General features: G+C 69.3%; 23 protein-coding genes, 1 pseudogene and 3 CRISPR repeat arrays. Of the genes and pseudogenes, 6 read left to right on the top strand and 18 right to left on the bottom strand.

The window, feature by feature from the left end; all coding sequences use genetic code 11:
* The coding region (locus ACWD01_RS35490) for a Ku protein (RefSeq protein ID WP_451167879.1) at positions 1 to 202 on the bottom strand (202 nt) is incomplete at its 3' end.
* Between the two features lie 948 nt (positions 203 to 1,150).
* On the opposite strand from ACWD01_RS35490, the gene ACWD01_RS35485 reads away from it, so the two are divergent.
* Positions 1,151 to 2,470 (top strand): helix-turn-helix domain-containing protein, encoded by a 1,320-nt coding sequence (locus tag ACWD01_RS35485; protein WP_451167877.1) that lies wholly within the window; start codon positions 1,151 to 1,153, stop codon positions 2,468 to 2,470.
* 637 nt (positions 2,471 to 3,107) lie between these two features.
* Here ACWD01_RS35485 and ACWD01_RS35480 read toward each other — a convergent pair.
* The 10 genes from ACWD01_RS35480 to cas3 all read right to left on the bottom strand — a co-directional run bounded on the left by ACWD01_RS35480 (position 3,108) and on the right by cas3 (position 14,083).
* Positions 3,108 to 3,230, bottom strand: a complete 123-nt coding sequence (locus tag ACWD01_RS35480; protein ID WP_451167875.1) for a hypothetical protein — start codon at positions 3,228 to 3,230, stop codon at positions 3,108 to 3,110.
* 172 nt (positions 3,231 to 3,402) lie between these two features.
* Positions 3,403 to 3,984 (bottom strand): DUF6000 family protein, encoded by a 582-nt coding sequence (locus ACWD01_RS35475; protein WP_451167885.1) that lies wholly within the window; start codon positions 3,982 to 3,984, stop codon positions 3,403 to 3,405.
* A gap of 324 nt (positions 3,985 to 4,308) precedes the next feature.
* Positions 4,309 to 4,764: a CRISPR direct-repeat array (repeat unit 29 nt; unit sequence GGGACCATCCCCGCGGGTGCGGGGAGCAC).
* 93 nt (positions 4,765 to 4,857) lie between these two features.
* Entirely contained in the window at positions 4,858 to 5,208 is a 351-nt protein-coding gene (gene cas2e / locus ACWD01_RS35470) for a type I-E CRISPR-associated endoribonuclease Cas2e (protein ID WP_451167873.1), read from the bottom strand.
* Positions 5,205 to 6,191: a type I-E CRISPR-associated endonuclease Cas1e gene (gene cas1e, locus ACWD01_RS35465; protein ID WP_451167871.1), complete on the bottom strand. Its 987-nt coding sequence runs from the start codon at positions 6,189 to 6,191 to the stop codon at positions 5,205 to 5,207. The genes cas2e and cas1e overlap by 4 nt, the downstream gene beginning before the upstream one ends.
* Entirely contained in the window at positions 6,188 to 6,982 is a 795-nt protein-coding gene (gene cas6e / locus ACWD01_RS35460) for a type I-E CRISPR-associated protein Cas6/Cse3/CasE (protein ID WP_451167869.1), read from the bottom strand. Before cas6e ends, cas1e begins: the two co-directional genes overlap by 4 nt.
* Positions 6,982 to 7,704 (bottom strand): type I-E CRISPR-associated protein Cas5/CasD, encoded by a 723-nt coding sequence (gene cas5e / locus ACWD01_RS35455; RefSeq protein WP_451167867.1) that lies wholly within the window; start codon positions 7,702 to 7,704, stop codon positions 6,982 to 6,984. The genes cas6e and cas5e overlap by 1 nt, the downstream gene beginning before the upstream one ends.
* Positions 7,701 to 8,894, bottom strand: a complete 1,194-nt coding sequence (gene cas7e, locus ACWD01_RS35450; RefSeq protein ID WP_451167865.1) for a type I-E CRISPR-associated protein Cas7/Cse4/CasC — start codon at positions 8,892 to 8,894, stop codon at positions 7,701 to 7,703. The genes cas5e and cas7e overlap by 4 nt, the downstream gene beginning before the upstream one ends.
* Positions 8,891 to 9,586, bottom strand: coding sequence for a type I-E CRISPR-associated protein Cse2/CasB (gene casB, locus ACWD01_RS35445; protein WP_451167863.1), 696 nt, complete (start codon positions 9,584 to 9,586; stop codon positions 8,891 to 8,893). Before casB ends, cas7e begins: the two co-directional genes overlap by 4 nt.
* Complete coding sequence (gene casA / locus ACWD01_RS35440; RefSeq protein WP_451167861.1) at positions 9,583 to 11,277, bottom strand: type I-E CRISPR-associated protein Cse1/CasA; 1,695 nt, start codon at positions 11,275 to 11,277, stop codon at positions 9,583 to 9,585. The genes casB and casA overlap by 4 nt, the downstream gene beginning before the upstream one ends.
* Positions 11,270 to 14,083: a CRISPR-associated helicase Cas3' gene (cas3, locus tag ACWD01_RS35435; protein WP_451167859.1), complete on the bottom strand. Its 2,814-nt coding sequence runs from the start codon at positions 14,081 to 14,083 to the stop codon at positions 11,270 to 11,272. Before cas3 ends, casA begins: the two co-directional genes overlap by 8 nt.
* 349 nt (positions 14,084 to 14,432) lie before the next feature.
* A CRISPR array of direct repeats spans positions 14,433 to 15,071; the repeat unit is 29 nt; unit sequence CTGCTCCCCGCACCCGCGGGGATGGCCCC.
* A gap of 142 nt (positions 15,072 to 15,213) precedes the next feature.
* On the opposite strand from cas3, the gene ACWD01_RS35430 reads away from it, so the two are divergent.
* Complete coding sequence (locus ACWD01_RS35430) at positions 15,214 to 15,405, top strand: hypothetical protein (protein ID WP_451167857.1); 192 nt, start codon at positions 15,214 to 15,216, stop codon at positions 15,403 to 15,405.
* 130 nt (positions 15,406 to 15,535) lie between these two features.
* Here ACWD01_RS35430 and ACWD01_RS35425 read toward each other — a convergent pair whose 3' ends face one another.
* On the bottom strand, positions 15,536 to 16,027 hold the full coding sequence (locus ACWD01_RS35425) for a lamin tail domain-containing protein (protein ID WP_451167855.1): 492 nt from the start codon (positions 16,025 to 16,027) through the stop codon (positions 15,536 to 15,538).
* 493 nt (positions 16,028 to 16,520) lie between these two features.
* On the opposite strand from ACWD01_RS35425, the gene ACWD01_RS35420 reads away from it, so the two are divergent.
* Entirely contained in the window at positions 16,521 to 17,345 is an 825-nt protein-coding gene (locus ACWD01_RS35420) for a thermonuclease family protein (protein ID WP_451167853.1), read from the top strand.
* A 315-nt stretch (positions 17,346 to 17,660) separates the two neighbouring features.
* Here the strand turns inward: ACWD01_RS35420 and ACWD01_RS35415 are convergent, their stop codons facing one another.
* Positions 17,661 to 18,035 (bottom strand): hypothetical protein, encoded by a 375-nt coding sequence (locus tag ACWD01_RS35415; RefSeq protein WP_451167851.1) that lies wholly within the window; start codon positions 18,033 to 18,035, stop codon positions 17,661 to 17,663.
* A gap of 242 nt (positions 18,036 to 18,277) precedes the next feature.
* Complete coding sequence (locus tag ACWD01_RS35410) at positions 18,278 to 18,748, bottom strand: hypothetical protein (protein WP_451167849.1); 471 nt, start codon at positions 18,746 to 18,748, stop codon at positions 18,278 to 18,280.
* A 370-nt stretch (positions 18,749 to 19,118) separates the two neighbouring features.
* Between ACWD01_RS35410 and ACWD01_RS35405 the strand changes: the two genes are divergently transcribed.
* Positions 19,119 to 19,544, top strand: a complete 426-nt coding sequence (locus ACWD01_RS35405; protein WP_451167847.1) for a hypothetical protein — start codon at positions 19,119 to 19,121, stop codon at positions 19,542 to 19,544.
* Between the two features lie 513 nt (positions 19,545 to 20,057).
* Here the strand turns inward: ACWD01_RS35405 and ACWD01_RS35400 are convergent.
* The 4 genes and pseudogenes from ACWD01_RS35400 to ACWD01_RS35385 form a co-directional block, all read right to left on the bottom strand.
* Positions 20,058 to 20,429 carry a fic family toxin-antitoxin system, toxin component gene (locus ACWD01_RS35400; protein ID WP_451167883.1) on the bottom strand — a complete coding sequence of 124 codons (372 nt, stop codon included), beginning with the start codon at positions 20,427 to 20,429 and terminating at the stop codon, positions 20,058 to 20,060.
* Positions 20,430 to 20,431: 2 nt separating this feature from the next.
* On the bottom strand, positions 20,432 to 20,689 hold the full coding sequence (locus ACWD01_RS35395) for a hypothetical protein (RefSeq protein ID WP_451167845.1): 258 nt from the start codon (positions 20,687 to 20,689) through the stop codon (positions 20,432 to 20,434).
* Between the two features lie 222 nt (positions 20,690 to 20,911).
* Positions 20,912 to 21,428: direct repeats of the CRISPR family, unit length 29 nt; unit sequence CTGCTCCCCGTACCCGCGGGGATGGTCCC.
* Positions 21,429 to 21,764: 336 nt separating this feature from the next.
* Entirely contained in the window at positions 21,765 to 22,052 is a 288-nt protein-coding gene (locus ACWD01_RS35390) for a hypothetical protein (RefSeq protein ID WP_451167843.1), read from the bottom strand.
* Positions 22,053 to 22,312: 260 nt separating this feature from the next.
* A pseudogene (locus tag ACWD01_RS35385) lies at positions 22,313 to 23,914 on the bottom strand (ISL3 family transposase).
* Between the two features lie 366 nt (positions 23,915 to 24,280).
* Between ACWD01_RS35385 and ACWD01_RS35380 the strand changes: the two are divergent.
* Complete coding sequence (locus tag ACWD01_RS35380) at positions 24,281 to 24,802, top strand: winged helix-turn-helix domain-containing protein (protein ID WP_451167841.1); 522 nt, start codon at positions 24,281 to 24,283, stop codon at positions 24,800 to 24,802.
* The coding region (locus ACWD01_RS35375) for a hypothetical protein (RefSeq protein ID WP_451167881.1) at positions 24,783 to 24,964 on the top strand (182 nt) is incomplete at its 3' end. The genes ACWD01_RS35380 and ACWD01_RS35375, both read left to right, overlap by 20 nt.

The raw sequence follows: 24,964 nt of genomic DNA, 5'->3' as shown, positions 1-24,964 counted from the left end.
CGACCTCGTAGCCCCGGGTGATCTCGTCGTCGGAGAGCTGCTTCCCGTCGATCTCGCAGACCTTGCGGTAGCGCACCCGGCCCATGTCCTCCAGGCGGACCTGCCGGAAGGAGATGTTGTGGTTCTCCGTGGCGTTGACCACCTTGACCGGGATCGTGACCAGGCCGAACGAGGTCGCGCCGGACCAGATGGGGCGGGGCATGACGAGACCTCCGTGACATCCCCGAGCAAGGCCAGCGTACGGCGATGGATGACCGACGGCGCGCCTGCGCGGTGAGGGCAGGGAAGGGGCACTCCTGGCAGTGCCGGTCGACGGCGGCGGTCGGCACCACACGGGCTGTCCGTCCACGCTCGTCGTGTCGGGGCCTTTCTGCTCCTGGGCGCCGGCGTGGCGCGAGCGGCTGCTCCCCGTAGGGCGTTAAGCGCACTGCGGCCGAAAATGCGCTCTGTGGCTCAATTTCTGCGGAGCTTGATTCGGTCGCAGGAATCAGGGGGCTCCGGTTCGAATGCAATTTCAAATTCAAACGCACAGGTGATGAGCGTGGCCGATCAACGGCAGGGTCGCGCCATACCAAGATCTTTGCGAATATTCAGCCCTTTGCGCAGACTGCACACCGTTTGACCATCCAGTGTCTACGAAACTGTCCGATACGGGCTGAATCATCCTGGGAACGAGAGCATTTGTCCGAATGGCCTTTAGCCTGTGCGTGTTACTACAGTCACGGAGCGCGAACCCGCTCACCTCTCACAGATCCCGGGTTCGCGCTCCATTGCTGTTACGAACAGAGGAAGCTCAATGACTTCTGCATCCCCTGGCCGCTTCTCGGTCAAACGCCTGAGGCGTCGTTCCGGCGGTCCCGACAGTAACAAACCAGTCTCAGCCACGGATATGCCTGTCAACACTTCGGCAACACCTGGCAACTTGGCGCAGCAGCCTCATCAGGCGCCCGGTATGGCTTTCCCGCCCCTCATCGTAGTGCCTGAGGCTTCGGGGGTTCCTGCCGTCGCGGCAGTGGTACTCCCTGCAGCTCTCTGGGCGGTCGCTGTCTGGAAGTCCGGCCGCGGGCACAGGCCTTCGAGCTGACGGTACGGGGGCCGGCAACGCCCGGCCCCCGGTGCAGCACCTTCGCGTTCGTTCCCGACGAAACGGATGCGCCAGCACCAATATCTGTCACGATACCCGGGCGTCGTCCCCCTTTCGTCGCCCGGGCCCATCAGCCAGGAAGCCTTTGTTATGGGGAACACACTTTCGCCGGGCCACTGTAAGCGGTGCGGCAGACAACTCGATCCGCAACACACCGGGCGCCCTGGAAAGTACTGCGGCACCAAGTGCCGCCAGGCAGCCCACCGTGACCGGCTGAAGTCCCTCCCGCCGGATACGCACGAGTTCGACTCGCACCTGATTGCTGAGCTGTCCGCGGTGAGCGAAGCCACTGAACAACTGCTCGATGCGCTCGAGATACCGAGCGAAGTTCCGGAAGAACCGCTGAGGCGGTTCCTGGAGCTCCAGCACCGTATCGAGCAACTGACCCCCGTCGTTGTCGGCCGGGCTCGCCGGTGCAGTGTGCCCTGGGAAGTCATCAGCAGCATGCTGAACATGACGCGGGACACCGTGCGCCGCAAGTACGCGCCCCCGGTAATCCACCGGGCACTCAACCGGGTACGGCCGTACCAGTCTCCGCGTCACGAGGCGCCCGCTCCTCGCCGCACGAGCGTGCCTGGGGAGACAACAGGCAGAGATCCAGACGGGGAGACTGCCACGGCTGTCGCCGAGACTTCAGGGCCGCCGCCGACCGCCCCTCCGCCGTTACCGCCCACCATGGCCAGGCCGCATGACCTGGCGAGTGTACTGAGCAGTCTTCAGCGGGAATCGGGACACAGCCTCCGGGCCCTGGGCGCGCGCACAAAACTGTCACCAAGCTTCTTGTCACGCCTGATGAGCGGCGAACGGTTTCCGAGCTGGAAGGACGCTGAGGCCATCGCGAAGGCATGCGGAGCCGACCCGGTGATCCTGCGGAGGGTGTGGCAGGACGCAGAGGCCCGCCGGGACAGGGGAACACGCCCGCACACCCTCGACTCCGCCCTGCGGTATCTGCATCTGCGGGCCGGCAGCCCCACCCCCTGGGCCGTGGCCACCAAGAGCGGCATCCTCAGCGAGGAGGAAATCACCGGGCTCCTGGACGGAACCTCGGTGCCCGACTGGGAGACCGTCGAACTACTCGTCCAAGTACTGGAAGGGGAGCCCGCATTCTTCCGCCCGCTGTGGGAGAAGACCACCGCGTGTCACACCCCGGCGACGATCTCCCCCGTGGTGCGCAAACAGCCTCCGAAGAAGGAGCCCACCCGCCGTATCGACGACCTGCTGTCCGCGTTCCACGAAGCGTTCGGAGGCACCTCTCTCCCGCCGCCCCAGCCGCGGCGCCCTGTCCTCGCGCCCATCCAGGCCGTCACACACTGGACCGGCATCTGAAGCCACCGGGCCAGCCGGCGGGAAAGGGCTCGGGCCGGCGGGGACGGCAGCGTCATCGCCGGCCGCACCATCGCCACCGTGGTCCTGACCATCTCCGCCAACGTCCGCAACAACTACCCGTCGGGCTCGGCTGCCCGCCCGAGCGCTGACAGCCGAGCCACGGGCCCAACGGTCCGGTTGGGCGCACCGACCTGTGCCGGCCCGACGGCCAAGGCGGCGCCGCGGCCGTCGATCAGGTGTCGGGCCATCGCTCCTGGGAGGCGATCCACTCCCGGCGGGCGTAGGCACGCACCGCGTCCCGCTCGGCATCGGTGCAGCCATTCTCCAGAGGCCGCGGGATGTCACCAGTGGTGCTGGTTCCGTGCTGGCGGTCGTGGCGGGCCAGTTCGCCGGCGACGTCGGAGGCGTCGTGCGCAGCTCCACGTCCGTGGGCACCGGGTTGTGGGAGTCCTCGTGGTAGGGGCGCGGCAGGTAGCTGCCGTGTCCGTGGCACAGTGCGAGCGCGTCCAGGACGACCGCGGTCTCCAGCAGGTCGCCGCGGCACTCCAGCGCGATACTGCTCACCTGGGCGTCGATGAGGTCCTGGCGGCGGGCGGTGTGCGCGGCTGTCAGGTGCTGACGGTCCATGGCCTGCGCGTTACAGCAGGGCCGGGAGGAGCTGGCCGATACGGACCAGGTGCTTGCCGTAGACGCCCTGTGCCGCCCGGCTGGTCGACCAGCCCGGCCACGGCTCATCGGGGGACGCTCGGTGTGCGCTCATACAGCGGGAAGTTACCGACCACCCAGCAGCAGCGGGGCCGGAACGGATCATTGGCTTTGGTCATTGGAGCGGGCTCTGGCACAACTTCTGTGATGCGGCCTCTCTGAGTGACAGCCAGGCTCCTTCGAGCCGTACGCGAAGTCGCCCGAAAATGGTCCGTGGGCAGTGGGGATCAGGTGTCGGCGCATTCGTCGATGACGGCGCAGGCGAGGCGAACGCCGCCCAGGTAGGTGGAGATGCCGTCATCGCCGTGCATGTGGGGCGCGTCCTGGAACCACTGCGGCCACAGGCCGCCCTCCTGGAGGAAGTGGCTGGCCCGGTCGCCGTGCAGGACGGAGTCGGTGTACGCGAGGGCGCCCATGGCTGTGGGCTGGTCGTAGGCGAGGTCGGGCCGATGGAGGTAGCGATCCAGGTAAGCGGCGAGCAGGTCGGCGTCCCGTGCGGTGCCGAAACTCGCCAGCGCCACGCAGTAGGCCCCGCCCGCGCAGCAGACCTCGCTCTCCAGCAGCAGTGCTCCCAGACGCTCGCGGAAGTGGTCACGGCGCGAGACGGCGGCGAACCATGCCGCGGTCCGCCGCTCGCGCCAGCTGCCTTCAAAGAGGACGGTGAGCTCGGCATCAGAGACAGCATTCGCATCAGCGGCCAGGGCATGAACGAACGGCTCGTACTCCTCGCGCGACATACGAAGTACCGCTCCGCCGAGCTTCAGGTATCGGCGCGCGGGGGCGCAATAGCGGCGGAACAGAGCCTGCATCTCAGGGTCGTGACGGATCACCACCCTATCCTCTCGCAACAAGCACGCCGACGGTCCGTGCAAGCCGGCCACCGCCTGAGACCGGCTCCTCCCCCGCCGCGCCGGTCGAGAGCTGGCTGATCAGATCGCTGACACGGCCCCAGCCCACGTGGAAGGGGGCGGTGATCGGATCGGCAGACGTCGGGGGCTCCCGTGGAAGCAGGGATGTGGAACGGCTTGGTCGGCGTGGTGAAGGAGGCGTACGCCGCGGGGGCTGGGCGAAGGGACCGTGCCGCGCGGGTGCGGGGAGCACGACATGGTCGACCTGCAGCAGGCCTTGTACCGGGGACCATCCCCGCGGGTGCGGGGAGCACGGCCTCGGCGCGTTCTTGAACCGGGAGGAGGCGGGACCATCCCCGCGGGTGCGGGGAGCACGTCGTCGGGATCGAGCTCGGGGTGGGCGGTGGGGGACCATCCCCGCGGGTGCGGGGAGCACGCCTGATGGCCGTCCGCCTGCACCTCGTGTTCGGGACCATCCCCGCGGGTGCGGGGAGCACCGGTGGATACCAGCACCGGCGACACGGTCGAGGGGACCATCCCCGCGGGTGCGGGGAGCACGTGTCGGAGTGCTTGAGCTGTTCTACTTCAGTGGGACCATCCCCGCGGGTGCGGGGAGCACGGCGTTCCCCATGCGCCGAGGCTGCCCCGCAAGGGACCATCCCCGCGGGTGCGGGGAGCACCGCGAGGCCGACCAGCGCAAGCAGATGGGCAAGGGACCATCCCCGCGGGTGCGGGGAGCACACTTCGTGACCTGCGGCTTTGTCAGGAAGGCGGGCCGTTCTGAAGTAGTTTCACCGATTCCGGCAATTCACGCATAGAGGACTTGATTGCCTATCACCTGCCGTACCGGCGGCGCTTGGCCGCGTTGCTCCAGCCCTTCGGCGGGGTGGTCGTCGCGCTCGAAGTGCTCTGGGCGCTCGGGCGGCGGATCAGGGTCAGGCCCTCGTGGTCGACCGGGTGCCAGGCGTGGTCGTGGGTGCGGAAGGTGAAGCCCTGCTCGTTGTTCGTGGTGTGGGCCAGCAGTGCGCGGCCTTGGCCAGCGTATTGCTGGACCTCGTCCCAGAGCAGGTCTCGGATGCGGGCGGAGGGGTTGCCGATGAAGACGCCGGCGGAGATTTCAAGGAGCCAGCGGGTGAGGAAGCCCCGCAGGCCGGGCGGGCAGTTGGTGAGGACGATGACGGTCACCAGGTGCCCTCACCAAGGTCGTAGGCGTCGTGGTCGTCGGTTCCGCTTCCATAGTTGCGGCCCGCTGTGACGCTGTGGCCGCCGTCGCTCTGGAGGGTGACGACGTCGAGGTCGTCGTTCGTCACTCCGGCCGCGGGAGTCTCCGCCAGCAGGAGGCGTTTGATGTCGTCGACGCACCGGTCGAGCAGCGAGGTCTCGTTGATGCGGTCTCGCAGCGCCCGGCGGGTGCGCGGGCCGACGTCCTCCTCGTCCTCGGCGGCGATGTCGAAGGCGAGCGGGATTCCGATCTCCGTCTTGTAGAGGTCGGCGATGTCCAGGACGAAGGACAGTTCGTGGCCGGAGTGGACGAAGCCGAGGGCGGGGCTGCAGCCGAGGGAGGCGACGACCGCGTGGGCGATGCCGTACATGCACTGGGCGGCAGCGGTGACGGCCTGGTTGACCGGGTCGCCGCTGGTGAAGTCGCCGGGGGTGTAGCGGCGGCCGCGCCAGGGGACGCCGGTACGGGCGGACTGGGCCCGGTAGCAGTCCTTGACGCGGCCGCCCTCGTGGCCGAGGAGCTGCTGGCGGGTGAGGCCGGCCGGGTCCTCGTCCGGGAAGCGCAGCCGGTACATGGCGCGGGCGACGGCGAGCCGGCTGCGCATGTTGGCCCATTGCACGGCCTGCGCTTCGGCGAGCGCGGAGGAGCGGGTCAGGGCGCGGCCGCCGGCGTAGTAGCGCACGCCCCGCTCGCCGACCCAGCAGACGGCGGCGCCGGTCTCGCCGAGGACGCTCATCGCCTGGTGGGTGATGCGGGTGCCGGGTCCGAGAAGGAGGGTGCCGATGGTGGCCGAGGGGATGTGGGTGGTGCCGTCGGCGTCCTCGGCGGTGATGGCGTTGGCGTCCCGGTGCACCGTGCACCGCTCCAGGTACACGAAGGACAGCCGTTCGCCGGTGCGGGTGAGCTGGCGCGGGGTGAGCGCGGTGCGTCGGGAGACCGTGGTCACCCTCTCACTCCTGTCGTGCCGAGCGGGGCCAGCGTGAGCAGACCGCAGCCGTAGGCCTTGGCCTTGCCGATCCCTTGCGTGAGGGTGCGGCGCAGCAGTTGAGGGTCGGTGACCTCGAGGCGGCCGTCGAAGGTGACGGTGACCAGGCTGACGGGCGGCTTGCGGCTGCCGGGACCGGCGCCCGTGCTGCGGGACTTGTCGAAGGCGAGGGCGCGTTTGTCACGGACGGTCAATTCGTAGCGGTCGCCGTGGTGCGGCCGCCCGGTGTGGGTGGTGCCGCCGGGCAGCAGGCGCTTGCCGTCGGACTTCTCCACGATGCGGAAGCCGCAGGATTCCTGGCGCTTGAGGAGCCAGCCCATCTGATGGACCGGAGTGAGGTGCGCGGTGCGTTTCGTCGGTTCACCGTCCTTGCGGCGGGCGTGATGGACGGGATTGGCGGTGAGCCGGAACGCCCACTGGTCACCGGTGGCGAGGCGGTCCAGGAACGGGCCGTAGGGGCGGCTCTGCCAGCCGGGCTGGGACGGGTCGGCGGTGGCTGCGGCGGGCCAGCCGGCCTGCTCGACGAGGTGGGTCAGGTCGGGCCGGTCGGGGCTGACGACGTACAGCATGACCTCGGCCCTGGCGGTGTGGTCCAGGCGCCACAGCACGCGGGGGGCGTCGGGCGTGGGTGTGTCGGTGGGCAGCAGTGCGGGGAAGGACGACATGACGGCGGCGTGCATGGCCTGCGGCGAGGAGAGGAGGCGGCGGGCGCCGGGGCGCGCGGTGTTCACGCGGAAGCGGGTGAGGAACATCAGGCGCTCTCTTCGTCCAGGGCGTCGAACGGGTCGTGCCGGGGCAGCTGCCGGACGGCCGGGTTGGAGATGCGCACGCTGCAGGTGATCTGGGTGCGCAGGGTGTGGCGGCGGTGTTCGGCGGCGAAGCTGAGCGGCTGGTCGCGCAGGGTGTCCGCGGCAGCCAGCTCGTGCTCGTGCGCCTCGCGCAGCACGGTCAGTTCAATCTCGTCCCGGCCGCGGTACTGCCGTCGGTACCAGGCGCCGGCCTGCCACGGCACCTCGCGCAGTACGTCCATCAGGCTGCCCTTGTCGTGGACGCCGAGTTCGACGGGCAGGGCGGGCGGGCAGGAGCGGCGGCCGAGGAACGGCGCGTACACAGGGGCGCGGAGCGCGGCGTGCAGGTCGGCGAGGAGCGGGCGGTCGCCTTCGAGGGCGGCGACGAAGACGGCGTCGGCGAGGTAGAAGCGCTCGGACAGGGGCATGGATTTGCCGGTGACGCCGTGGTGAGCGGTGTGGAAGTCCCGTAGCCGGGTGCCCGGCTGGTCGATCCGTACGCCGAACCTGAGGGCGGCCAGTGGTGCGAGCGCTGCGTCGTCGCCGCGTTCGATGCCGACGGCGGCGGCGAGCATGCCGACGACGCCGCTCTTGGTGGGGGCGGACTCGGTCGTGCGGCGGGCGAAACGGGCCGAGGCCCCCCAGGACTGCAGGGGGCCGGCGAGCCGGAGGGTGAGCACGCTCATGCGGGCTTCTCCAGGCGCTCGACGACGGCCTTCCCGACGGCGGCGACGAGCTCGCCGAGGTTGTCGGACTCGGTGCCGATCCCGGCGAGCTTCTGGGTGTTCGGGCCGACGCGCAGCACCCAGGTGAGGGTGGAGTCCTCGTCGCCGTAGGCCCGCTCGATGTCGGGGATGTACTCGGCCAGCCGCTCGGACGCCTCGCGGACGTGGCCGCCCTGGTCACCGCGCACCGGCTCCTCGAACGCGGCGACGAAGCTGACGGGCCGGGTGGTGCGCAGCTTGACGATCACGGCGTCCGGCAGGGTGTGGTGCCCGAAGGTGTTGATCTTTCCGGTGGGCAGCGAGGCGACGAAGCCGTGGACGAAGGCCTCGACGGCCCGGCGCACCGGTTCGGACCGGGATTCCTCCTCGCGCAGTCCCTGGCCGAGGTTGGCTGCCAGTTGGTGCACGCCGAGCGCGGCGTAGCGGTACAGGGTGGCGGAGTTGAAGTCGACGGTGCCGATCATGCCGGCGCCGGTCTCCGCGTCGGTGTTCTTGTCGTCGACGGCGGTGTAGTAGTCGGACTCGTTCTCGACGCGGTGGACGCTGATGGCGTGGGCGACCTGGACGGCGGCGTCGACGTTGATGTCCGGGACGTCGGCGACCATGCGGCCGAAGAGGGCGATGTCGACGGAGTGGCGGGTGTCGGCGAGTTCCTTGGCCTTGTCCTTGTTCTTCTTGTCCTTCAGGAAGGCCGTGATGTCGGCGGCGCCGTCGACGGCGAGGCGGGCCAGGCCGTCGAGCTGCCGGGCGCTGAGGAACACCAGGTACTTCGCCTCGGGCGCCGGGTCCGGCTCGCCCTCCTTGGCGGAGTCGGCCTTGCGCTTGGGGACCTCGGTCTTCAGTCCGGTGGCCTTCACGGTCTCGTCCGCGATCCGAAGGGCCGTCTCGTCGGTGAGCGAGGGGTCGAGGGCGGTGATCCGGCCGGCGACCGCCTCCACGATCTTCTTGGTCCGCACCCCGAGTTCACTCGCGTCCAGCAGGTGCTCGCCCTCGAAGTAGGTCCGGGTGGCCCGCTTCCACGCCTGGCTGGACACGCGGGCGCGCGGCACTCCCCCGTACACCGCCGTCTTCGGCGCCCCGGTGTCGTCGCGGTTGATGTTGCTGGGCGGGACGGTCTGCAGGGCGTGCACGTCGAGGAAGATGCGGTTCACGAGGCGTCCTTGTCGGTGTCCGTGGTGCTGATGGAGTCGGTGGCCGGGCCGGCGGCGGAGGGCCGGCTGCCGTTCTTGGGCTTGTCGTGCCAGGCGTGGAAGGAACGGCCCCACTCCCGGCGGACGATGTCCGCTCCCCCGGGCCACTGCCAGGTGTAGAGCTGCCCGGCGAGCAGCGCGTAGTCGAGCTCGAAGCCCTCGCGGCGCAGCAGGACGACGATGTCGCGCAGCCGCTGGGCGAGGGTGGCCAGGTCGGGGGCGGTGCCGGCTCGGACCAGGCGCTTGTGCACGGGTTCGTCGATCTCGCCGGGCTTCATCATCCGGCGCACCGCGGCTCCCAGACCCCGGCGGCGGTCGGGCCGGTCGGCCTGGTGCATGCCGGCCGAGCGGGACTGCTGGTGCAGGGCGTAGAGGGTGAGTGCGACGTGCAGGGCGTCCTCGGCTCGGACCAGTTCGCTCTCGCTCATCGGCCGGGCACCGTCAGGGGTGTCGTGCAGGGGGCCGGTGTCGATCAGGGCCCACAGGTCGGGCAGCTGCCCGGACTCCCGGCCGGCGCCGCGCCGGAGCCGTGCGAGGGCTGCGACAGCGTGGGACCGGTCGGCGACATAACCCTGCTGCAGGGCGGCGATGTGGTCGGCGGCGAGCCGGGCGACCCGGGTACGCGGGGCGCCAGGTGCGGTGACGGTGGTCATGCGGGTGCCTTCACAGTGGTCTCGGAAGCCGGCGCCGTGTCCGCGTCCGGCGGCATGTCAAAGGAGTCGGGGCGTCCCAGGCCCTTGCGCAGCGCGGCGCGGAACCACTTGTCGGCGAGCGCGGAGTTGAGCCACTCCGTGCCGTGCTTGAGCTGCACGGTCCGCCCCTGCCAGGCCGCGTCCCCGGCCGCGGCCATCAGCCGGTCGCCGAGCCGAAGGGCGATCTCGTACACCTGCTGCTGCCAGTCGGCGCGCCGTACGTACGGGTCGTCGGTGTCGGCGAGACGGGCGAGCCAGCTGCGGTACGGCGCCTCGAAGAGCCCGTAGGCCAGGTCGCGTGCAGTGGATCGGGGCCCTTCGGTCTCGGTGCCGGCCGCGCGGGCAAGGTTGGTGGCGAGATCGCCGAGCGCGTTGACCGCGAGGTCGGCGTCGCCGACGGCTGCGACGGCCTGCTCGGCGTAGCGCCGGTCCTGCCGGTGGAGCAGGACGACGGCCATGGAAACGTGGTCGTCGACGATCTCGTCGATCACGGACTGCTGCGTGCCGTATATGGCGCCGACGATCCGGGCCCGTACGAGGAAGCCGCGCTCCAGCTCTCCCTCCGTCACCAGGCGGGCCACCCACTCCAGGATCCCCGGCCGCAAGTAGGCAGCCGCCTCCGAGCCCTGAGCACTGCCGGCCTCGTTCGCGACCAGGGCGCCGATCCCGCGCCACGCGGAGCGCTCGGGAGCGTGCTCGCGCGGCAGATAGACCGGAGTCTTCTTGAGCTTCTTCTCCTGGGGCTTGCTGCGCCGCCAGGCAGTCATCGGCTCCCGGTGCTGACGGTCGCGTGCGGCGAGCGGGTCGCCGTAGCCGAGGACGACACCGTGCACGCCGGCATCGTCGAAGTGCAGGCGCAGGCGCCGCGTCTGCCACGTGTACAGGTCGCGTACGCCCATGGGGGCGCGCTCGGCGCCACCCGGGCCGCACGGCTCCCGGCGCCATGCCGGGGCGTCACCGTCGTCGATCTCCAGGTTGGAGGTGTCGGCGGCCACCAGATTCAGCAGCAGCGTCTCGCGCAGCGTGCCGCCCTCGACGAACACGCCACCGAGGTTCCCGGCCCAACCGACACCGAGCGGATAGACCTTGCCCCCCTTGGCCCGCTCGTCGCCCTCCACGCCGGTCTTGATGCCGGAGGTGTCGTAGGCATGCGCATGGACGACCCAGCGGGCCGCCTCCGCGAACGTCAGTCGCTCGACGCTGGGCATCCGGGCGGTGAAGAACGGCTCCCCGTTCGGGACATCGGCGACGATCCGGTTGAGGGAGAACACCTCGTCCTTCGCCGTGCGCAGCCCAGCCGTCTGAAAGAACGGCGCGTCGCCGGCCAGCAGGTCGAACCGCCCGCGATGCGCGTCGAGATACGCTCCCATCGGGGCGAAGCAGCTCTCGTCCGCCCACAGCTCCGACCACGCCTCGATGTCCTGCGGACCCTCGAGCGCGTCGTGCGCGACGGCAAGCAGCAGCCGCACCAGGGCGAACTCCTGGGTGGGCAGATCACCGACAACCCGCCGCAGCCCGTGCGCCTGCTCGCACACCTCGCGCAATGACAGCTCGTCCTGGCTGCCGTCGCGCCGGAGCACGGGAATCCACGGCCGGGTGGTGAGATCGAACGACAGCACACCGTCGCCGCCGGAATGATCGGTTTCAGGCACGGGTCACCTCGAGGCCGTCGCTCTTGCTGTACCGGAGGGTGAAGCCTGCCAGGTGGGTCTGACAGTCCTCGTCGAGCGGCAGGATCAGCTGACCGGCGAGCCAGTGACTGCCTTTCACCTGCCAGGCCCGGATGTGCAGTTCCTCGAGCTCGTCGATCGCCCGGTCCATGACGTCGGCGTAGCTGAACTGGATCGGCAGCCGCAGCCCGCAGCTCGCCGCGGTGCGGGCCGCGAAGGCGGTGGGCACGTGGTCCGTGGGCAGCGCCAGCCCCGCGCGGGGGCGACCCTGGCGGTCAGGAGCCAGCCACGGCACCGTGGCCAGAGTGCCATCGGCACGTCGCTGCACGACGACGACCTCCAGGCTCTCGCGGCTGTCGCGTACCTGGGCCCGCCCCTCGCGGGTGTCGTCCGCGTCTCCGACGCCTGCCGCGACCCAGCCGAACAGGGGCCGGCCGGGCCTGGCGGCCGGGTCGAGCCGGAACGTCGCGGCCCGCTCGGCCTGGTCCGCGCGATGCTCCTCGAACCGCGTACGGGCGGTCTCGAGCGCCTCCACCCAGGCGGCCGGGCCCTCGGGGCCGTCGGCATAAGCGTGTTGCACCAGCGGGCTGATGTCCGCCGGCAGTCTCACGGGATGCTGCAGGCCCCCGTCGAGGTGCGGCAGCAGGGCGGCCGCCGAACGCAGCAGCGCGTACGCCCCGTACACCGCGACCGAGCCGCGCACCGGTACAGGAACGTCCCCGGCCCAGTCGACGCCGGTCACCAGACAGCGCGCCGTGCGCAGCCGGTCAGGCCGGTCGGCCTGCTCGTCGCCGCCGCGCACATGGCGGTGGAGCCGCCCCATACGCTGCAGCAGCAGGTCGACGGGGGCGAGGTCGGTGACCAGCAGGTCGAAGTCGACGTCGAGGGACTGCTCGGCAACCTGGCTGGCGACGACGATGTGCGCTCCCTCGGGTCGGCCCTCCGCTTTGCCGGGCGGCCCGAAGCGCCGGAGCAGGTCTGCGTCCTTGGCGGCCCGGTCGACGTCGATGAAGCAGGAATGGGCCACGGTCACGTTCGCGTCGCCAAACCTCCGCCGCAGCACGGCGGCCGCGTCAAGAACCCGGCGGACGGTGTTGCGCACCACGAGCACGCAGCCGCCGCCCGCGAGTTCGCTCTCCAGCCGGTCGGCCAGGACGTCCAGGTCGTCCTCGATGCGCTCCAGCTCGACGTCCGTGGTGCGGGCGGACGCCGCCGGGCGCCGCATGACGGGCGTACCACCGGGCGTGACGGCCGTCAGCAGCGGATAGTCGCCCGCCTCGGCGACGGCGTCGAACGAGGCCACGGCCTCCCCGGTCGCCTTCCCCGCATACGCCTCGACCAGCTCCCGCCGCCGGCCCGCGGGCAGTGTCGCGGACAGCACCACCACCGGCACCCGGTAGACGCCGAGCCACGACAGCACCCGGTCGAGGTAGACACTCATGTACGAGTCGTAGGCGTGCGCCTCGTCGATCACGATGACCTTCCCGGCGACCGCGAGGTGACGCAGCGCCAGGTGGCGGCTCTTGAGCCCGGCGAACAGCAACTGATCGACCGTGCCCGCGACGAACGACGACAGCATGGCCTTCTTCCGCCCCCGCAGCCACGCGTGCGCGACGAGCTCGGCCGCAGCGGAACGGTTCCGGCTCGACGGCCGCCACTCACGCTCCTCGGTGCCGTCGACGTCGACCGCGGCAACCCGCCCGCCCTTGCCCATCAGGTCGACGAAGTCGTCATTGAGAGCGGCCTTGGAGTGGGCGAGAAGGACCGAGTGCCGGGCGCCCTCCGGCGCCGGCAGGCGATCAAGCCAGTCCAGGAGGCGGGGGAACATCGCGTTGCCGGTCGCCATCGTCGGCAACGCGAAGAACACCCCGCCCGCCCCGGACCGCGCGGCAAGGATCTCGGCGGCAGCCAGCGCGGCCTCCGTCTTCCCCTCCCCCATCGGCGCCTCGATCACCATGAGCCCCGGCTCCTCCATCGACCGGGCCAACTCGACGGCCGCCTCCTGCACCGGCCGGACCTTCGCCCCCGGCGGAAGGTCGAACCGAGACGCGAACACCTCCTGTGCGTCCCCGGCCGGCTCCTCGGCACGCCACGGACCCGGCAGGTCCAGGCCACGCCAGGCAGCGACGACGCGCTCGGAGCCAGTGCGAGGCACGTCCTCGGGAAAGTAGGGAAAGAGATCGGGATTGCTGGCGATCCAATCGGCGACGATGACCAACGCGGACAGCAGCACCTGGACCGGCTGCGGCAGCTTCACCGTCCGCCACGCCGCCAGGCGCTCCCGTACGCCGAACTCCTCCGCGCAGGCCTCGAGCAGTTCCTCCTGCACCCGCTGCCACAGCGTCCGGCTCGGGCCGTGCGTCCGCAGCAGGTCGGGGTGGCGGTCAAGAGCCTGGATCTGCCCGTGCTCTGGAGGCACCCCGTGATGGCCGCCCACCGCGACGGTGAACTGCCCGGTCTGCCTGACCGTCCAACCGTGCCGCTCCTCCAGCCACTCACCCAGCAGTACCTGCCCGGCAAGCCCGTGTGGCGCCAGCCGCCGGTCCGCACCCATCGCCTGCCGCGAACGCATCTCCAACCCGTGCTCACGCATGACCTGCGCCAACTGCTCGACCTGGCAGGCGAACGCAGGCGTCGCCTTCCCGATGTCGTGCACACCGGCCAGCCACACCGCCAGCCGGCGTCCGTCGCTCTCCCCGCCGGGCAGAGCACCTGCGATCAGCGTCCGTACGGACAGCGGCAGCCACTCGTCCCACAGCCGCCCGGCCACGGCGGCACTGTCCTCCATATGCCGCCACAGCGGCAGCCATCCGTCAAAGTCACAGTCGTGCTTGGCCCACACAGTCAACGCCGGCCCGCGCAGCCGGGCACGAAGACCTGTACGGGCAGCCCCCTCGCCTGTCATGTCAGATGAATACAGGGCAACCAAGGAGCATGAAGACCGTATGAAGAAACTGGGGAGAAAATGCTGCCAGTTCCCATCAGTCGGCTGACAGCCACAGAGGGATAAGCCTAAAGTTGGATCTTTGGGTAGCCGCCAAGCCAGAACCAAGGAAAGCGATATGCGACCTATGTCGGGATCGGCGAAACTCATGGAAACTACGCCGGCTGCCGCGTAAACCCGCAGGTCGCCCAGTCTGCTCCCCGCACCCGCGGGGATGGCCCCTTGCTGGTCGGTGGCCCTACAGACCGCCGAAGCTGCTCCCCGCACCCGCGGGGATGGCCCCCCGCCGCTGGTCAAGGACGCATCCGACATCATCTGCTCCCCGCACCCGCGGGGATGGCCCCATCACGGTCAACCGTCACGTGCGGACCTACAACTGCTCCCCGCACCCGCGGGGATGGCCCCTGCGCGCACGGGCCGAGCGGGGCGAGATCGCGCTGCTCCCCGCACCCGCGGGGATGGCCCCAATGTCGGTCAGGTTTGTGGAGGCGTGGCTGACTGCTCCCCGCACCCGCGGGGATGGCCCCCACAAGGGCGCGTGGGGCGGGGTCAACGGGGTCTGCTCCCCGCACCCGCGGGGATGGCCCCTCACCAGGCCGGCGGACACCCACGCTGCGGTGCTGCTCCCCGCACCCGCGGGGATGGCCCCGACGGGGCCGTCCTGGGTGTTCTCGTCCTTGGCTGCTCCCCGCACCCGCGGGGATGGCCCCTGTCACGCGGGGGTGGGGAGCTGACTGTCAGACTGCTCCCCGCACCCGCGGGGATGGTCCCGCGTCCAGGCCCTGCCAGCCCGTCAGGCCCGGCTACTCCCCGCACTCGCGGGGATGGCCCCAGGACCAGGCCGAACACGAGGGCGAGGACGGCCTGCTCCCGCACCCGCGGGGAATGGTCCCGCCAAGTGCACGGCGCCGGTGGCCACCAGTACTGCTCCCCGCACCTGCGGGGATGGTCCCGCGGACTCCGGCGACAGGTGGGTGCCCAGACCGGCGGCCGGGTGGTGGACACGACCGCACCGCAAGTTCAAGAAGAACGCCCCGGACTGGTACGAGGAGATGTACGAACGCCAGCGCAAGGCACACTCCTCACGCCGTATCCGTGTCGAGCACGGCATCGCCCACCTGACTGGCGGGCTTTGGCCCGCCACCTCGGCCGCCGCGAGCACATGAGCGACACCATCCAAGCGATTGCCGGCCTGCTGTCCCACCAGCAGACTGTGGACCTGAACCCGACACGGCAGACGCGAACCCGGGAACATCAAAGTTTGCGACGTCTCACCACTTACCGTGCACGAGCTCGTTAGTGGAAGGTGATGTAGCCGTTGCCGTCGCGGTCGTTTGCGCTCTTGCTGTACGAGTGGACGTCGGCCCGGGCACCGCCGGGCTTGTAGAGGTAGATGGTGTCGCGGTCGTTGTTCCAGATGAAGTTGCAGTTGTCGCGGTAGACGACGTTGCCGCCGTCGGAGTCTGTGCCGTTCCCGCCGCGGAGTTTCACGTAGTCGCCGGGCTGCAGGTAGTGGTTGGCCGTGAAGGTGAACCGGTTGCCGACGGCGTCCTTGACGACGTAGCCGCGCAGGTTGACGGTTGCCGTGCGTGAGTAGTTCTTGATGGTCAAGTACTCGTCGCGGGTGTTGCCGGTGCGGCAGTTGTTGGAATCGCGGCCGGGCGCGTCGTACTGAACGCCGCGGACCTTGAGCGCTGAGGAGTATTCAGCGGCCTGGGCCGGGCTCGCGGTCAGTGCTACGAGCGTGCCAACCACGAGAGCAGCGGTGATGGAAGCGTGGGTACGCAAGATGGAGGTCCCCCCTCAAGAGTGCTGATGAGCGGCAGAAGCCTACAGACAGCATGAGCCGCTTGTTACGGTTTCAAGCTCTTATCCGGGACATCTACCGGCACGGTGCACTTCGTGGGACGGTCCCGGCATGTACTTGGTCGTCGAACAGCGCAGCGGCTGCTCCCTGCGCCCGCTGAGTGCGCTGTGCCGCTGAGGGAACCGGGCCGTGCATAGGGCACGTGGCGAGTACTGCCTCTCCATCAGTTGAAGGCAAGCGGCCAGTAGGCGGCTGATCCTGATAGGCGCCCCCATAGGCCGTCGGGAGACGGCCGACCAGGGCGGATAATGTACTGGTAAGGAATCATTTCCACCCATGGAGGGCGTCATGTGCCCTTCTCCGCCGCCCGACGCCAATGCCTGGCGCGACCGACCCTGGCGACCCCGCCGGCGAAACCCGCGCGGTCCCAGAGGGCCCAAACGCCTCAAGCATCCCTGGATTACTGCGGTCCTGGTGCTTATCGGCCTTCTCCTGGGCATGGGCGGCCTCGGGGCGCTGCTCGATGAGGGCCAGGAGCGGACCTCCGGCACGACTGCGCCGACGGAGACCCCCGCGACGCAGCCGTCCGACAAACCTCATCACGACTCACCCGCAGGTACGACGAAGTCGCCTGCTGAGCCCTCTGATGGCCCCGCGGCCACAAAACCGAAGTCGCCCTCGACGGCCCCGCCGGGCGTGGTGGTGCTCCGCATCATCGACGGTGACACCCTCGAGGTACGTGGCGACGGCCGGGTCCTGCCGAAGGACACCGTGGCCCGGGTGCGGCTTCTGGAGATCGACACCCCGGAGCGCGGTGCCTGTTTCGCCGACGACGCCACCGCCCGCACCACCACGCTCCTGCCACCGGGCAGCCGCATCCGCGCCGAACGCGATGTCGAACTCACCGACCCCTATGACCGGTACCTGCTGTACGTGTGGAACGAGCAGGGCACATTCGTCAATGAGTCCCTCGTCCGCAGCGGCCACGCCGAGGCGGTCCTCTACCCGCCCAACGACAAGTACTGGCCCAGGATCTCTGATGCCGAGGAGGCCGCTCAGCAGGCCGGAGCCGGCCTGTGGACCGCATGCCCCGAGCAGCCGGAGACCTCCATCGCTCCCCCGGACCCGCCCGACGCGCCTGCCCCTGCCACCCCGGCACGCCCAGAGCTCCCGGACGGGCCTCCTGCTGGTGTCCCCGATGTTGACTGTGCGGACCTGTCCGGCCCCGTCTGGGTCGGCCCCGATGACCCGCACCGCCTTGACCGGGACGGTGACGGCATCGGCTGCGATGCCAACTGATCCGCCCGCCACCGTGTCGGACTGAACCAGTTCACCCGGCTGACTATCTGCATGATCGGCTCGCACGCCGCTCTGGCCCCGAGCCTTCCGCGGATGAGTCCTCCGCCCTCCGGACACCACCGAGACTGAGCGACTCCAGCTCAGAACCGTGAGGAGGCACCTCTCGAGGATGGTCCCTCTGCCCACCATCGCTGGACACTGCTCCGCACCCACGGAGAGGGTCACTCGCGCGGGTCACACGCGCGAAGGCCCCGCCAGTTGCTCCCCGCACCTGCGGGGATGGACCCTCCGTCCTGGTCCTGGAGCGGTCCGCGGTCATCTGCTCCCCCACTCACGCAGGGACTGTGCTCGCTCCATGCGGCTGGCGATGTCAGTCTTGGCCGCCGCGTCCAGGGTCTCCGGGAGCTCGTTGAAGGTGGCGGGAAGCACGTCTAGAAAGCTCAAGATGCGCTCGCCGGTCAGGACGGTCAACAGCAGCTCACATCTCCACTGCGGTGACACCTCAGGACGGTGGCTGAGCTCATGCACGAGCGCAGGGAACAGATAGTGCATTGCCCCTGCAGCAACGTGTTCTTGTAGCCAGTCGACCGGGAGCTTCTGACTGAAGCCGTGTGCGGCGGCCTCCTGCTCCAGGGCGAGGAGCTTGTCGGTGTCGACGGCTCGGATCGTGCGAGGAAGCGCTGCGGCCATGCTGAGATGATGCCAAGCCCCCAGTGCGGAGGCATCAGCCGAGACGTTCGACTGGCCTGGGGTGCTGAATGTCTGGCTGCGTAGGTCATCTCCGAGAACGGTCGTTTGCGGCTCCCAAGAACGCTGCACGATCACCGACGTCCGGAATGTCGGCGAGAAATAGGAACACCCGCCACGGGAGCGAACGAGTGTTGTAGGGCGTATGGGACCGGCACGACCGGATGGCCAGGGGTCGCCCTCAGTCAGCGGTTGTCGGGGCTCAGCAGCGTGGCGGCCGCGGCGATGAAGGCGACGGATGTTTCCTTAGCTGCATGCCGCCGGGCGTCCAGCTCGGCCCGGTCGATGGCCTTGCGCAGCGCGTACGTGGCGTCTGCGGCCTGCTGGGCGGGGCCGGTCAGCTCGGGGACCAGGACCGGAAGGCGGATGTGGGGCGCGGTGATTGCCGCCCGGGTGTCGTGGGACCTCGTCTGGGCCTCCAGCTGGTGCTCGGTGCCTGCCTCGGTCAGGGCCAGACGCTCCCGATGGAACATCGCCGAGCGGTGCGCGTCCAGGGCGGCCGCGAAGTCGGTGACGGCGCCGAGCTGGTCCTGGCGGTGGCTGTCGGCGCGCTCCTCGGCGCGTGCGGTGCGTGCCGAGCGGTGCTGGAGTAGTCCGGCGGTCAGGGCACCGGCGAGGGTACCGAGTACGGCAACGATCGAAGGCCATATGGACATCAGATGTCGGGTCCTCTCGGGTAGTCGGTTTCGGTGGTGAGGTCGGCGGACAGCGAGGTACGCGGCGGCGCCTTCGGTAACGGGGGTTACGCCTGCGGCGCTCCGGACCTACCTGGTGGTCAGTTTGCGGCTGGCGTCAGAGATTAGGAGTCCAGGGCCGTGATCACTTGCTCCGAGCCGACCAGCACACGAGACGGCCGGAAGCAAGTACCAGCGCGCTCCCACAACTCAGGAACATGTTTCCTGTCGCTGACGGAGCGTTTCCAGCGGTGACCAACAAACGTTGCTGGCTCCCGGCGGTAAAACCAGAATGTCAGTTGTGATGCGCTCGACGCGTTGGGATGCTCCCGAGATGACAGCTCAAAGTGGCGTGAGCGCGCTCGACGCGGGGTGGGACGGGGCCTACTACCGTGTCCGCTCAGGATCACTGGAGATCCTCTTCCTCTCCGACCCTGACGAGGCACTCGATGAGGTGTGCAATGTCGACGCGCGAATCCGTCTGCCAGATGGTTCGCGTTGGGGCGCGACGATCCTCACGATCACTGAGGTTGAGCGGCTGATGGCCCGGTGGTCCAGCACGGGCGAGGCATTGAACGGCCGGTACTTCTGGTGCTCGGACGGCTTGATCGTCAAAGAGCCTGGGCTCATGCCGATGGCTGAGGTTCTCATCGGGCTGCTCGACAGCGGGGAGCTTCGCCAGATCCTTCAGCGACTGGACGTTCCGCCGGGTGATCCGTTCACCGACGGGACCGACGTGCCTGCCGTTCAAGGCGCCGGTACGAAAGCCGCTGTCTGATCCAGCAGGAAGGGGGAGCCGGACTCGGCAGGTTCCCAGCCCTGAGCCTGGGCCTCGCGGATACTCGCGGCGACATGAGCCGGCCTCACAGGCTCAGGGGCAACGCCCAGCCAGTTACCGGGGGGCGGTTGGCCTGTGGTGACGACCAATGTCCTGGCTGGCCGGTCGTCGGCGAGTTCGACGGCGTAAGCCAAGGGCGTCCAGCACAGTCCTTGCATGTAGGACGGTTTCCTGCGGATCCGCCAGCGGTATGTGACCTCGTCGACAATGATCAGCCGAGAGGCCCTTCCTGTTCAGCGCCATTACGCCCCCTCTCCCGTCGGACGGTGATGCCCCGCCGTTGGCCTGTCGTCGAACGCTTCTGGCAGCAACCGTGCCTCTTCCTTCTGCTGCCCGCCCCTGCTGGATGGTGATGAGTGCCTGAGCTGGTAGCCGTCAGAAGTCGGACGAGTCCTCGCCCTCCCCGAGTCGCTGATCCAGGTCACTCATGCCCGCGGAGAACAACTGTGCCTGTCAGGGTCGCCAGGTGCGTAGCAGTGCTGTGATGCGTGTGGTGGTGCAGTTCGGGTCGTAGAGTTCGCCCGCCAGCGCGGTGAGTTGCTCGCGTGTCGGAGTGGTGGGGATGCCGCTGGCCTCGAGGTACATCACGGCGACAGCGCAGGCGACGGTGAGGTTGGAGTGCTCCAGCCAGCGCAGTCGGCCCAGGGTGTGGACCAGTGCGGCGGCCCGTGCATATGCGCCGCCGTAGACGGGGGTCTCGAGGAGCTCGGCTCGATGTCGTGCGACAGCGGCGATCGGGACGCCGAGGTCGTCGGGGGCGGGGTCGCGGTGGCCGGCGCGTTCGGCGACCTCGAGGATCCAGGACAGGTCGACGTGCAGGGCCATGCTCATGCAGCGGCGCCCCGGGGCGTCGGTGAGTGCTGCGCGTCGAGGTCTGCTTCGAGGGCGTTGAGGAAGGCGCTGTGCTCGTCGAGGAGGCGCTGGGCGCTCGCCATGCCGGCGGCCCGGGCGCCGGAGGTGTCCTCGGCGATCAGCCGTTCGATGTAGCGGTTGAAGTCCAGTCCTCGGGCTGCTGCCGCGTCTTTTCCTGCGGCGAGGACGTCCGGTTCCAGCCGGAGCTGTGTCTGCTTCTTTGTAGAGGCCACATCTTCAAGGTAGCAGGGTGGTAGCAAGCTGGCGAGCACGGGGACGCGACCCCTGCCCCAAGCCGTTCGGCCTTCCGTGGGGAAGAGTGGTGGAGGGCGAGCAATCGACTAGCCTAAACCGGTCTCCGCCTTACCAAGATCCACCATTCAGGAGAAATGTTCATTTCGGTGAAACTGTGCCAGAACCGCTTCGGCTGCTGAAAGAACGGCAGGTCAGGCAGCCTGCTCCCCGTACCCGCGGGGATGGTCCCCGGGACCTGGAGAAGGTCGCGGACCGGGCCGGCTGCTCCCCGTACCCGCGGGGATGGTCCCACCGTCCCAGGCGGTGGAGCCGCCGGCCCGGGCTGCTCCCCGTACCCGCGGGGATGGTCCCCTCCGGCGGCATCTGCCGGCCGATCAGGCACGCTGCTCCCCGTACCCGCGGGGATGGTCCGGGGTCGGGAGTGTTCATGAGGCCACCGCCTGCCTGCTCCCCGCACCCGCGGGGATGGTCCCTTGAAGATCTTCGGCTCAAGGGTGTTGTACCGCTGCTCCCCGCACCCGCGGGGATGGTCCCCTGCCCGCCGAGTACGGGCCGGACGACGTCGACTGCTCCCCGCACCTGCGGGGATGGTCCTGCGCACCGGCTCGTGCTCACGCTGTCGGCCGGCTGCTCCCTGCACCCGCGGGGATGGTCCAAACAGGTCATGAGCTGCAATGACAGGCCAGACCTGCTCCCCGCGCCCGCGGGGATGGTCCCGGCGACTACGACACGTGGGCCGCCGGCGCGCTCTCCAACCGCTCTTGGTACGGCACTGTCCGCCGTCGCCGGCCTCGCAGGTCTTGCACGTCTTGCGGAGGACTTCCGGGGCACAGCATCGGAGAGGAGGAGCGACTCCTGGTGACCAAGCACCTCGCCCGGCTGGCTTCGTTGACTTGCAGTGACAGCGTTTCTCGATGGGTTCGGATGGCAGGCGCTCTCGCCCAGAGGCGGGGATCTTCGTGAGAAATGGGTTCTGGCACAGATCTTGGGGAGCGGTCGCGGAGAGTGACGGTTTCGTTCGATTGCAGGGGAGGGTCACGAGCCGGAGGCTTGTCAGCGTTCACGCATTCTGGTCCACCACCACCCGAACATCGCCAACTCGATGTAGTTGGGCTCCGGCAAGGTACGGCGCTCGAATTCCGCATCGATGTGGGCGATCAGTCGGCCCAAGTCCCGTTTGACTCCGGGAGGAAGGTGCAGCATCGCCCGCTCCAGGTCGTCACGGGCATCTTCCACCTCTATCCCGGGCGAATATGCCTCGGAGGCGTTCAGGTAGCGTCCAGGCTGCTTGAAAGCCCACTCGAAACGAGAGAGCGCATTAGCGACCGCGTTGGGCCACATCTCCTGGTCTTCGACCCGGCGAATCGCTGCACGAGTCCGCGCGGAGACACCGTGGATCCTCAGGACCGGATACTGCCATCGTGGCCGCCACCGCTCTGCGCGGACGGCCTTGGGACGCCTACGCGGCATCGCCCTTTCGGATCAACATGAGGCCATCCTGCCACGGCTGGGCACCTGCATGGCCCCCTGTCCACACGCCCGCCGCAGCAAATGTTCCTGCTGCTCGGTTCTGACGCAGATCTTGGGGATGTCTCGGAGTGTTACTGGAGCGGGATCATCTTGCGCAGTAGCTCGAATCCGGCTCGGCCGTAGAGTTGCCGCTTGATCTTCTTGATGCGGTTGACGGCTCCCTCGATGCTGCCGGAGCTCCAGTCGAGAGTGAGCCCGGCGGTTTACGGCGTCGAGGTCTCGGAGCAGGTGGAGTGCGAAGCCTGTGAGGCCGGGTAGCCGGCTGGCGTCGACTGCATCGATCCAGGCAGGGAGCGTGCTGCCGAGGCGGCTGCTGAGCATCTCGCCGAAGTCGCGGACGTGTCCGGCGGCCGTGTCCAGTTCGGGGCAGCGAGCCAGGACCTCCTTCAGGTCTGCCCGTTCTTCGTCAGTCAGGGTCGCGGGGTGACTGGTGAGCCAGCCGGTCACCTGCCGCACCGTCGGCGCCCGCGGCGGTGCGGCGGTGCGGCGGACGGAGCCCCGCGCAAGGTGGCGATGTGGGCGCGGACCATGCCGTAGGTGACGGAAGCTTGCTCGGCAACCAGCTCGCTGTGCAGTCGGGTGACGCTGGTGCATCCCTCGGCGAATCGCCGTTCCAGGTAGGGCTTGTAGGGGTCCAGCCTACTGGGCCGGGGCCGGTTCTCGCGGAAGGTGTCCTGCCAGCGTGCGGCGGCCGCGTACCGGAGCACGGTGTTGAGACCCCAGCCCAGGTGCCGGGCGATCGCCCGGCGCGAATGGCCTTGGGCAAGCAGCTCGTGGACCAGGGCATGTGCTGCCTTCTTCCGCTCGGCCCGCCGGCCGACTGGCTCCGGGTCGCCCTGCGGCCTCCCGGAAGCCAGTCGGGTGGCCTCCGGCAACATGCCGCTGGGCGACGGGTTGCGCAGGCAGTCGCGGTGGGCGGCGACGCAGGTCTCCACGGCCCGGCCGAGGCCCTGCCACAGATGGAACCGGTCGGCGACCTGCAGAGCATCGGGCGCACCGCGCCGGGCCCCGTCGGCGTAGGCGCCCGCCCGGTCCCGGCAGATGATCTCCACGCCGGGATGGCGGATCAGCCAGGCAGCCAGCGGGCCGGCTTCACGAGTCGGGAGCACATCGACCACGCGATGGTCTTCGACACTGGTCAAGACGGTGGAGTAGGTCTGGCCGCGACGGATCGCGAAGTCGTCCACGCCCAGCACACGCGGAGTACTGAACCAAGGATCGGGCAATGCCATGATCCTGCGTAACAAGGTCATCCGTCCCGCACCGAAGCCCAGCTGGGCCGCCAGCCGAGCTCCGGCCCGCCCCGCCAGGGCGAGCCCCACTCGCTCCAGGGCGTGGTTGAGCCGGGTGGTGAACCGTGCGTGCGGGGCGGCCAGCCGGGAGAACGGCTCGGCGAACGTCCGGCGCGGGCAGTCCGCCGACCCGCAGATGAAGCGCCGGACCGTCAGCCGGATCACGAAGCCCTGCTCAGCGAGCGGAAGGTCCTTCAGCCTGCGCTGGTAACGGTCGTGGACTCGGTCCGAGAAGCGGCCGCAGTCCGGACATGCAGCCCCGGCCGCGCGGCCTCTGGCCACCACCTCGACCGTGCCGAACGCGGCCGTAACCGCCTCGACATCCACATCGTCGATCCCCTCGAACACCAGCGAGTCCCAGAACGGTGCATCGGTCTGCATGACCAGCACCATCACCGTCCACAACCGACCACAGCAGCGAACGGATGACAGCTGAGGGAGCGTCACTTGCTGCCAGACGACAAGGCGTACGCCGTCTCACACGAGCCAGTCCCTCGCAATCGAACATCGAGGTAACGCTCCGCGACCGCTCCCCAAGATCTGTGCCAGAACCGAGAAATGACGGCAGTGTCAGGTTCTCAAGGATGAGACGGTCTCTGTGGGCCATTACTGACTTCGGCTCGGCAGGGTGAATCTTTGCGAAGTCCCTGAGGATGCTGCGTGGTTGGTTGTATCTCCTGGTGTGTGAGGTACGCGGATGGGGGCGGGCTGACCGCCGCGGGGCGGCAGCGCCGGGAAACGGTACAAATGCAGGCAGCCGAGCTGTTCGAGCAGGAGGTCAAGCCGCCAGAGGTCGCAAGGCGCCTGCGGGTGAGCCTGAAATCGGCCTACCAGTGGCACCAGCTGTGGCGGCACGGCGGTCGTGAGGCTCTGGCCTCCCGCGGCCCGAGCGGGTCGCGATGCCGTCTGTCCCCGCGCTGCTTGGAGAAGCTCGCCGGGAATCTCGAGCAGGGGCCGGCCGCGCATGGATGGGTGGAGGACCAGGTGTGGACCGCGGCGAGGGTGGCCACGCTGATCGGCAGGAAGTTCCACGTCTCCTACAGCGTCTCGGGTGCCACCCGGCTGATGCACCGGCTCGGCTTCAGCCCGCAGGTTCCTGCGCGGCGGGTCGCCGAGCGCGACGAGCAGGCTGTGACCGCGTGGAAGGAGGCGACTTGGGCGGAGGTAAAAGGGAACGGGCGGCCTGCGGGGAATACCTCTGCTTCGAGGACGAAGCCGGGCTCACCCGCCGGCCGCCCAGAGGACGTACCTGGGGCCGACGCGGAGTGACTCCGCAGGTCACGGTGAGCGGACGACGCTCAGGACGGCTGTCGGTGGCCGGGCTGATCGCGATGCGGCCCTCATCCGCGAGAGCGTCCGCAGGGCGAAGGTGCCCAAGGCCAAGCCGCGTACCTGGCGCGGGGCCGCGCTCGCCAAGGAGCTCCCCGTCGC

It is taken from the genome of Streptomyces sp. NPDC002835 (assembly GCF_053591995.1).
Note: the sequence above shows the minus strand (reverse complement) of the source record. Positions and strands in the feature narration are given on the sequence as shown.